The organism is Leisingera sp. (assembly GCF_034669605.1).
In the GTDB taxonomy this organism is placed as follows: domain Bacteria; phylum Pseudomonadota; class Alphaproteobacteria; order Rhodobacterales; family Rhodobacteraceae; genus Leisingera.
Genome location: NZ_JAXMOX010000199.1, coordinates 1 through 8,235, shown reverse-complemented (window position 1 = coordinate 8,235; position 8,235 = coordinate 1). Strand labels below are relative to the sequence as shown.

Here is an 8,235-nt window from a genome sequence, read left to right as displayed (position 1 = left end):
TGCGCCGAAATACGGCTGTCTCAACATCCATGCAAGCCTGCTGCCGCGTTGGCGCGGCGCGGCGCCGATCCATCGCGCGATCATGGCTGGTGATGCAGAAACCGGCGTTTGCATTATGCAAATGGAGGCAGGGCTCGACACCGGCCCGGTTCTGCTGCGGGAGGCTACTGAAATCGGAGCGGAAGAAACCACTGCCCGGCTGCATGACCGGCTTTCACAGATGGGGGCTGCGCTGATTGTGGGCGCGCTAAGCCGCCTGCCGGAACTGACACCCGAGGAGCAGCCGGAGGCTGGCGTTACCTATGCCGAAAAGATCGACAAGAGCGAGGCGCAGATAGACTGGACCCGTCCGGCGGCTGAGGTGGACCGTCAAATCCGCGGATTGTCGCCGTTCCCCGGCGCCTGGTGCGGCATCAAGGGGCAGCGGGTCAAATTGCTGGCCTCGCGACGGGCAAAGGGCCAAGGGGCGCCCGGCGAAGTTTTGGATGACAATCTGACGATTGCTTGCGGGTCCGGCGCGGTCCAGCTGTTGCGCTTGCAACGGGCAGGCAAAAGTGCGCAGGATCCTGAAGTTTTCTTGCGCGGCTACCCTGTTGCGAAGGGCTGCTGCCTGTAACCGGGGGGCCGGCATGATTCTGACCCTTTTGGGCACCGTGGTGATTGCCGGTATTGTCGGCTGCGCGTCTGAACGCAGCGGCTTCACCAGCAACGGTTACGTGCCTTCAATCATCATTTGCACTGGCGGGGCGTTCCTGTTTTATTTTGTGCGGCTGATGTTCGGCGTCGGGTTCAGCGCGCCGGGCTGGAATGCGATTGCCTCCTCCATAGGGGCTTTGGTGATCGTGCCGACCCATTGGCGCAGATAGGGAGGCCGGGATGCCGATAATTGCCCTCATCATCATTGGCGCGGCCGCAGGTTTTCTGGCGACCCGGCTGATGCGGCTTGAAACCGATATCATCACCACTGTTGTGATTGGCATGGCTGGTGCCTTGATCGGCGGGCTGGTGCTGCGTGCTTTGCTGGCGGTCATGGGGTTCATGGCCGGCTTTGCCGGTGCGGTTTTGGGGGCATTGGTGCTGATCTGGCTTTGGCAGCGCTTCCTGCGCAAGTAGTCCCGGCTGAGGCACGCAGGCCACAGCCGGGGGGAGAACGCGCGATTTCTGATTTACCGCGGGCTGAATGAATACGATATCTCAACCGCTGTGCAACGCAGCGGGAAATCGAGACAGAGAGCATTTGCAGATGATACAGGACAGCGGCCACCGCGGAGCGCCGAATGTGGTGGTTGTGACCACTATGAAGGATGAAGGCGCCTATATTCTCGACTGGATCAGCCACTATAAATCGATTGGTGTCAGTGATTTTGTCATCTTCACCAACGAATGTTCCGACCCTACGGACCATATCCTGCGCTGCCTGCACCGGATGGGTGTTATCGAACACCGGTTCAGCCGGGTGGTGCGCCGCGGCCCGCACAAAAGCGCGCTGATGTGGGCGGAGTACGAGCCCAAGGTGAACAATGCCGACTGGGTTCTGGTGATCGACGTAGATGAGTATCTGCAGATCAACTCCGGCGACGGCACACTGCCGGGGCTGTTGGCAGAGCGGGCGGATGCCGATGCGGTATCCTTTGTTTGGCGCATCTTCGGCAATTCCGGGGTCGCGACTGTGGACCATCCCCCGGTGCCTCAGGCATTTGTGCTGGCTGAACCTGCGGTGGGGCGTCCGGATGAACACCGGTTCTTCAAGACTGCGTTCCGCAAGAATGGCAAATTCACCCGCATGGGGGTGCACCGCCCTTATCTTGCGGAAACGGGGGGCGGGGTGAACTGGCAGCTTGCCGATGGCACACGCCTGCCGGAGGATGAGGTGGAAGGCGCACTGTACGTGCGCGGCAACTACGGCTATTCCGCCGCGCAGCTAAACCACTATGCACTGCGCTCTCGCGACGGGTTCCTCAACAAGAAAGCGCGCGGCCGGGCGAACCATTTCACCTCCTCCATCGAACCAAGCTACTGGCACAAGTTTGACAGGAATGAAGAAGAAGACCGGCGGCTGGCGGACAATTTCTCAGCCGCGCTGCGAATCAAGGAAGAGCTTCTACAGGATGCCAATCTGCGGGAATACCATGAAATGGCGCAGGTCTGGCACCGTCGACGGGGCCGTAAGGCCAGGATCAGCAAAGACGGCCAGGAACTTCTGAAATCCTTGGGCGAGACCCGCAAAATGGCCTGATTGCGGCACCTTCGCTGGGGGTGACAGGTCCTCGAACCGGTCAGGGCCATTGTGCCTCGGCAAGCAAGCCAAGCGGAGTTGGGTCCAGCGGTTGCACCGACCGCACATTCTTATGAAATGGCCGGGGCCTGAGCCGGCAAAGGCGCCGCCTGCACGCCGTTGTCCTTTCAGCCGTCAAACCCGCAGACATGTCATTACGGCAAACTCGTACCTATGGCTTTCGCAGATAGGCTGCGAGAGGTGCGGATTGTTCCGGCCGCCCAGCCTGGTGTGCCGGATGGGCCGCTTGCCAGTGCGTCTGTGGAAATCTGCCGCGAGGCTGTGTGCGTCGTAAAGTTGCCTTAACTGCGCGGCGGGCGGCCTTTGTAGACTGGCAGGTGCCAGCCGAACAGGATGGACCCTGCCCGCAGGGTCCAGCACACACCGGCGCAGGCCAGCAGGGCAAACCGCACCTCCAGTCCCATCCAAATCATCAAAACAGCGGTGATTGCACCCGCCATGGCGCAGGAGATGTAGAGCTCACCCTGTTTCAGCACCAAGGGCACCTCGTTGCAGACCACGTCGCGCATAAGCCCGCCCATGGTTCCGGTGGCCATGCCCATCAGCACGGTGATCACCGGCGGGCTGTCCAGCGCAATTGCAGCGCCTGTCCCAGCGGGGACAGCCACAGCCAATGCAAAGCTGTCCAGCCATACGACCCAGCGCAACCGGCTCTCCAGCAGATGCGCACAGAGGAATACTGCCACCGCACCGAAGGCCGCAAGCAGGATGTAATTCGGATTGCCGATCCAGAACACCGGATTGCGGTCCAAGAGCAGGTCGCGCAAAGTGCCGCCGCCAAGCGCGGTCAAGCAGGCAACAAAAGCAAAGCCGACGATATCCAGCTGCGCCCGGCTGGCGACCAGTGCACCGGTCAGGGCAAAGACCAGCACCGACGCGTAATCCAGCAGCGCCAGAAACGTCATCCAGCGGCCCTGTTCATCCGGCGCGTCTCTTTTTCTTGAAGGGCGCCATGCCTGCACGCGCCAGTTCATCCGCGTGTTCGTTCTCGGGGTGGCCTGCGTGGCCTTTGACCCATTCCCAAGTCACCTTGTGGCGGCGCTGGGCCTCGTCGAGGCGCTGCCACAATTCGACATTCTTCACCGGTTTCTTGCTGGAGGTTTTCCAACCGTTCTTTTTCCAGCCGAAGATCCAGCCAGTGACGCCGTTCTTCACATAGGCGGAGTCGGTGACCACGGTAATCGTGGACGGCCGCGCCAAGCTTTCAAGCGCATTGATCGCCGCCAGCAACTCCATCCGGTTGTTGGTGGTCTCGGCCTCGCCGCCCTGGAGTTCTTTTTCTTTGACGATAGTGTCACCGTCCATGGCGCGCAGCAGGACGCCCCAGCCGCCGGGGCCGGGATTTCCAGAACAGGCGCCGTCGGTATAAGCAAATAATTCAGGCATGCGCGGTCAGTACTACGAACTCCTCCTGTGTGCCAGCCAGTCCTTTGCCAGCGCCGCGGCGGCTGCCAAGGAGGGTGAAACCGGCACCTTCGAGCTGGCTGCGCAATTCGGCCTCGCTGTAATAGGCATAGAACCGGCCCAGTTCATCGCGGCCTTCGTTCTCGCCCAGTTTCATCGCCAGGCACACTGTTCCGCCTTGGGTCAGTGCCCGGTGGATAGCGGACAGATGGATGGCAAGCTCGGCCCGCGGAACATGCAGCAGGCTGAAATATGCCCAGATGCCGTCAAACACCGCCTCGGCATCCAAGGCTTCAAACCCGGCGACGGTGACCTCTATTCCATGCGCGGTGCGGGCGGCGTCTGCCATTTCCTGCGAGGCATCAAGGGCAGCCACGCGGTAACCCGCGTCCCGAAAATGTGCCGCCCAGTGGCCGGGGCCGCATCCGAGATCCAGCACCGTGCCGTTTTCGGGCAGGCGGGTAGTGAAGGCCAGGAAATCCGCCTGTTCCCCGTTTGCGGAGCTGCCGGCAACCAGTTCGGCGTATTCCGCGGCGCGTTCGTCATAGACGCTGATTGTTCTGTCATCGCTCATCCGGATGTCTCCTTAGCCGCGCTCAGGTGCGTTCTTGCGGCCAGCCGGGCGGCAAGGCCTGCAAAGACGGCGGCAAAACCGTGGCTCATCCACTTCAGCACCCGCTCGCTGTTCAGCAGGTGAGTGCGGCCTTGGCCGAGACCTAGCGCCAGCGTATAGATGACACCGGTGCCGGGTGCGAGAACGACAACAAATGCGGTAATCAAAATGTGCAGCGAAATCATGAATGCGGCTCCAGAAGTATGCCCGGGAGCAGGCATAACACGGTTCGCCCGCGCCGGGTGCGTTTTCTGTCGCCTGGATTGCTCCGGCAGAAGGATTATGCGGGCTGCCGCAATACCCGGGGTACTTTGAACTCCACGGTTTCCACAGCGGTTTCCACCACTTCGACGGTCACCTCATAGCGGGCGCGAAAGGCGTCGATCACTTCGTTGACCAACAGTTCCGGGGCGGAGGCGCCAGCAGTGATGGCAACCGATCCGATGCCTTCCAGCGCGCGCCAGTCGATGTTGTCTGCGCGCTGCACCAGCTGGGCGTAGTCGCAGCCGTTCTTGGCGCCAACCTCGACAAGGCGGCGGGAATTCGAGGAGTTCGGCGCGCCGACCACCAGAAGCGCGTCGGCTTTGGGCGCCACCGATTTCACTGCTTCCTGGCGGTTGGTGGTGGCGTAACAGATGTCTTCTTTGTGCGGGCCGGTGATGTTCGGGAACCGCTGGTGCAGCGCTGTCACGATGCCCTTGGTGTCGTCGACCGACAGGGTGGTCTGGGTGACATAGGCCAGTTGATCAGGGTCGCGCACGTCTACCGTGGCGACGTCCTCGACGGTTTCCACCAGCAGCACCTCGCCGTCGGGCAGCTGCCCCATGGTGCCGATGGTTTCCGGGTGGCCCTTGTGGCCGATCATGATCATTTGCAGGCCGGCTTCAGCGTGGCGCTGGGCTTCGATATGCACCTTGGAGACCAGCGGGCAGGTGGCATCGACATAGACCATCTCGCGGCGGCTGGCCTCAGCCGGAACTGATTTTGGGACCCCGTGGGCGGAAAAGATTACCGGGCGGTCGTTTGGGCATTCATCCAGCTCCTCGACAAACACCGCGCCTTTGTCGCGCAACGAGTCGACCACGAATTTGTTGTGCACGATTTCGTGGCGCACATAGACCGGCGCCCCCCATTTCGCGATCGCCATTTCGACAATCTTGATGGCGCGGTCCACACCGGCGCAAAAACCGCGCGGCGCAGCAAGGTAGAGGGTCAGGGCTGGCTTGGTCATTGGCGTCTCCTTGCGGCCAGAGGTAAGCGGTTCACGCGGCAAGGTCCAGTGCCGGCGGAGTCCCTGCCCATGCGTCGGAAACTTGCCGCGGCGGCGCCAGCATAGAGGCCGGAAAAGCCGCACTGGCAGTAGCAAATGTGTGAAAAAGACAATTGGTGTCTCTGTGAGGCGGAAGTTGCCGCAGCCGTTCAGGCGGTCATGTTCAGGCGCATAGCTTAAATGCAGCTGGATGATCTTTCCATCCAGAACACTGCCGGCCTGCTGATGGCGTCACTCCCGCCAATTCACACAGGGCAAACTGGCTTCCCGCCGCAACCGGATCAATAATCATGCGGAAAAAAGCGCTGTCCGGAATAAGGCGCCGCCCCATCGGGCACCTTGTTCCGGTGGGTTTGCTCAGCCGTGTGCAACTGTAGCCGAACGCGGTTCGCTTTGCTCGCGCGGCGGGCGCCCGATGACGTCGCGCAATTCTTCCAGCTCGATGAAATTGTCGGCCTGGCGGCGCAGATCGTCAGAGATCATCGGCGGCTGGCTGCGGATGGTCGAAACCACCGAGACGCGTACACCCTGGCGCTGCAGGCTGGCGATCAGCGGACGGAAGTCGCCATCACCGGAAAACAGCACGATATGGTCTACCCGCGGGGCCAATTCCATGGCATCGACGGTAAGCTCAATATCCATGTTGCCTTTGACTTTGCGGCGGCCCATGCTGTCGGTGTATTCTTTGGCCGGTTTGGTGACCATGGAAAAGCCGTTGTAGTTCAGCCAATCAACAAGCGGGCGGATCGGCGAATATTCATCGTTTTCCAAGAGCGCGGTATAGTAGAAGGCGCGCAGCAGCTTGCCGCGCCGCATGAACTCTTGCCGCAGCAGTTTGTAGTCGATGTCGAAGCCTAGCGTCTTTGCCGCGGCGTAGAGGTTGGAGCCATCTATAAAAAGCGCCAACCGCTCATCTTTGTAGAACATTAATCTATCCTTTCGGCAGGCTTCGCCGTATTCCCGGTTTGAGTTGTAATCGTCGCGGATTAATAAATCCGTGACGTCTGGCGATGCCCCCACATCAGGGTGCATAACTAAGGCTTTTTAACGATGTCGCAAGACCCCGCGGGTGTGGAATTAAGCAGTAGAGAGCCTATACGAAAGTATAGTCTTCTGATTGCGCTCGGCGGGAACCTTGCGTCTTCTGTGGGTAATCCCCAGGAAACGCTAAAATCGGCTTTGAAGCTGTTGCAAATCTCGGGCGCGGTGATTCGCGCCACGAGCCCATTCTATCACACTCCGGCTTTTCCCGCAGGGGCGGGGCCTGATTATGTGAATGCGGCAGCGCGGGTTGAAGCGGCATGGGATCCCGAAAAGGCGCTTGGCGTCTTGCACCGGATAGAGGCGCAGTTCGGACGGGAACGGGTGCAGCGGTGGGGGCAGCGCACGTTGGATCTCGACCTGTTAGCTTGCGATGATATCGTGTTGCCAGACCGTAACACCCACAAGATGTGGCGCGAATTGCCTCTAGAGGCGCAGATTGGCCGCACGCCCGCGCAGTTGATCCTGCCACATCCACGGCTTCAGGACCGTGCCTTTGTTCTGGTGCCGCTGGCCGATGTCGCCCCCGATTGGGTGCATCCGCTGCTTGGAAAGCCGGTGCGCGCCTTGCTTGAGGCCCTGCCTGAGCGGGATCGTGCCAGCGTGCGCCGCCTGTAATAACGGCTTGTAAATCTGCCCGAAGCGGCCTAAATACCGCACTTCTGGCAGCAAATGAGATATTGGAGGCTTCATGGCCCGCGTCACCGTCGAAGATTGTGTGGATAAGGTTCCGAACCGTTTCGAACTCGTTATGCTGGCCGCGCATCGCGCCCGCGAGATCTCTGCCGGATCGCCGCTCACTGTTGACCGCGACAACGACAAGAACCCTGTCGTGTCCCTGCGCGAAATCGCCGAAGAAACCCAGTCGGCCGATGACCTGCGTGAACGTCTGATCGAGAGCAACCAAAGCCAGATCGAAGTCGATGAGCCCGAAGAAGACGCCATGGCGCTTTTGATGGGTGCCGAGCAGGACAAGCCCGAAGAAGATAGCATGTCCGAAGAAATGCTGCTGCGCCAGTTGATGGCCGCACAGGGGCAGGGGTAACCCCCGCGCCCCGGCCGGGGCTATGAGGCAGATGGCATGAACAGCGCCGACATTACTGCCGACGATCTGATCGCCCTTGTTCAGGGCTACAATCCCCGCACCAACGAGGCATTGATCCGCGCCGCCTTTGATTATGGCGCGCGGATGCATGAGGGGCAGTTTCGCCATTCGGGCGAAGCTTACTTTACACATCCCGTTGCTGTCGCTGCGATTCTTACGGAACAGCAGCTTGATGATGCGACGATCATCACCGCCCTTTTGCATGACACGATCGAAGACACGAAAGCGTCCTACGCCGAGGTGCAGAGCCTCTTTGGTGGTGAAGTCGCGGAATTGGTCGATGGTGTCACCAAGCTGACCAACCTTCAGCTCAACTCGACCGAGACCAAACAGGCCGAGAACTTTCGCAAGCTGTTCATGGCGATGTCAAAAGACCTGCGGGTCATCCTCGTCAAATTGGCTGACCGTCTGCATAACATGCGGACCATCAAATCCATGCGGCCCGACAAACAGGTCAAAAAGGCGCGGGAGACGATGGACATCTACGCGCCGCTTGCAGGCCGTAT

Annotated in this window: 12 protein-coding genes and 1 pseudogene; 7 read left to right on the top strand and 6 right to left on the bottom strand. The window is 60.4% G+C overall.

All coding sequences use genetic code 11. The annotated features are described in order from the left end of the window. The 4 genes from VOI29_RS19970 to VOI29_RS19955 all read left to right on the top strand — a co-directional run. On the top strand, positions 1 to 616 hold a 616-nt coding region (locus VOI29_RS19970; protein WP_323782805.1), incomplete at its 5' end, for a methionyl-tRNA formyltransferase. A 13-nt stretch (positions 617 to 629) separates the two neighbouring features. Next, positions 630 to 866, top strand: coding sequence for a hypothetical protein (locus VOI29_RS19965; protein ID WP_323782802.1), 237 nt, complete (start codon positions 630 to 632; stop codon positions 864 to 866). 10 nt (positions 867 to 876) lie between these two features. Beyond that, positions 877 to 1,113: a GlsB/YeaQ/YmgE family stress response membrane protein gene (locus tag VOI29_RS19960; RefSeq protein WP_323782799.1), complete on the top strand. Its 237-nt coding sequence runs from the start codon at positions 877 to 879 to the stop codon at positions 1,111 to 1,113. 130 nt (positions 1,114 to 1,243) lie between these two features. Further along, positions 1,244 to 2,236, top strand: a complete 993-nt coding sequence (locus tag VOI29_RS19955) for a glycosyltransferase family 2 protein (RefSeq protein ID WP_323782796.1) — start codon at positions 1,244 to 1,246, stop codon at positions 2,234 to 2,236. A 341-nt stretch (positions 2,237 to 2,577) separates the two neighbouring features. Here VOI29_RS19955 and VOI29_RS19950 read toward each other — a convergent pair whose 3' ends face one another. From VOI29_RS19950 to VOI29_RS19925, 6 genes and pseudogenes are all read right to left on the bottom strand, one after another. Next, the gene (locus VOI29_RS19950; RefSeq protein ID WP_323782794.1) at positions 2,578 to 3,201 is read right to left on the bottom strand and encodes a trimeric intracellular cation channel family protein; all 624 of its coding nucleotides are present in this window, start codon (positions 3,199 to 3,201) and stop codon (positions 2,578 to 2,580) included. Positions 3,202 to 3,214: 13 nt separating this feature from the next. Then, the gene (gene rnhA / locus VOI29_RS19945; protein ID WP_323782790.1) at positions 3,215 to 3,682 is read right to left on the bottom strand and encodes a ribonuclease HI; all 468 of its coding nucleotides are present in this window, start codon (positions 3,680 to 3,682) and stop codon (positions 3,215 to 3,217) included. Continuing rightward, entirely contained in the window at positions 3,675 to 4,274 is a 600-nt protein-coding gene (locus VOI29_RS19940; protein WP_323782787.1) for a class I SAM-dependent methyltransferase, read from the bottom strand. The genes rnhA and VOI29_RS19940 overlap by 8 nt, the downstream gene beginning before the upstream one ends. Positions 4,275 to 4,288: 14 nt before the next feature. After that, positions 4,289 to 4,498 (bottom strand): annotated as a pseudogene (locus tag VOI29_RS24740) (LysE family translocator); the annotation flags it as partial. Positions 4,499 to 4,593: 95 nt separating this feature from the next. Further along, positions 4,594 to 5,544, bottom strand: a complete 951-nt coding sequence (gene ispH, locus VOI29_RS19930) for a 4-hydroxy-3-methylbut-2-enyl diphosphate reductase (protein WP_323782784.1) — start codon at positions 5,542 to 5,544, stop codon at positions 4,594 to 4,596. Positions 5,545 to 5,940: 396 nt separating this feature from the next. Then, positions 5,941 to 6,510 (bottom strand): NYN domain-containing protein, encoded by a 570-nt coding sequence (locus VOI29_RS19925; protein ID WP_323782782.1) that lies wholly within the window; start codon positions 6,508 to 6,510, stop codon positions 5,941 to 5,943. A 123-nt stretch (positions 6,511 to 6,633) separates the two neighbouring features. Here VOI29_RS19925 and folK point away from each other — a divergent pair, with 123 nt between their 5' ends. The 3 genes from folK to VOI29_RS19910 all read left to right on the top strand — a co-directional run. Then, the gene (gene folK / locus VOI29_RS19920; protein WP_323782781.1) at positions 6,634 to 7,242 is read left to right on the top strand and encodes a 2-amino-4-hydroxy-6-hydroxymethyldihydropteridine diphosphokinase; all 609 of its coding nucleotides are present in this window, start codon (positions 6,634 to 6,636) and stop codon (positions 7,240 to 7,242) included. 73 nt (positions 7,243 to 7,315) lie between these two features. Continuing rightward, positions 7,316 to 7,669 carry a DNA-directed RNA polymerase subunit omega gene (gene rpoZ / locus VOI29_RS19915; protein WP_259983182.1) on the top strand — a complete coding sequence of 118 codons (354 nt, stop codon included), beginning with the start codon at positions 7,316 to 7,318 and terminating at the stop codon, positions 7,667 to 7,669. A gap of 36 nt (positions 7,670 to 7,705) precedes the next feature. Continuing rightward, a partial coding sequence (locus VOI29_RS19910; RefSeq protein WP_323782779.1) for an HD domain-containing protein occupies positions 7,706 to 8,235 on the top strand: 530 nt, incomplete at its 3' end.

Bases quoted from the DNA above. Each gene is read 5' to 3' on its own strand.
- VOI29_RS19960 (WP_323782799.1), top strand. From the start codon at position 877: ATGCCGATAATTGCCCTCATCATCATTGGCGCGGCCGCAGGTTTTCTG.
- VOI29_RS19950 (WP_323782794.1), bottom strand. From the start codon at position 3,201: ATGACGTTTCTGGCGCTGCTGGATTACGCGTCGGTGCTGGTCTTTGCC.
- rpoZ (WP_259983182.1), top strand. From the start codon at position 7,316: ATGGCCCGCGTCACCGTCGAAGATTGTGTGGATAAGGTTCCGAACCGT.
- rnhA (WP_323782790.1), bottom strand. From the start codon at position 3,682: ATGCCTGAATTATTTGCTTATACCGACGGCGCCTGTTCTGGAAATCCC.
- VOI29_RS19925 (WP_323782782.1), bottom strand. From the start codon at position 6,510: ATGTTCTACAAAGATGAGCGGTTGGCGCTTTTTATAGATGGCTCCAAC.
- VOI29_RS19940 (WP_323782787.1), bottom strand. From the start codon at position 4,274: ATGAGCGATGACAGAACAATCAGCGTCTATGACGAACGCGCCGCGGAA.
- folK (WP_323782781.1), top strand. From the start codon at position 6,634: ATGTCGCAAGACCCCGCGGGTGTGGAATTAAGCAGTAGAGAGCCTATA.
- VOI29_RS19955 (WP_323782796.1), top strand. From the start codon at position 1,244: ATGATACAGGACAGCGGCCACCGCGGAGCGCCGAATGTGGTGGTTGTG.
- VOI29_RS19965 (WP_323782802.1), top strand. From the start codon at position 630: ATGATTCTGACCCTTTTGGGCACCGTGGTGATTGCCGGTATTGTCGGC.
- ispH (WP_323782784.1), bottom strand. From the start codon at position 5,544: ATGACCAAGCCAGCCCTGACCCTCTACCTTGCTGCGCCGCGCGGTTTT.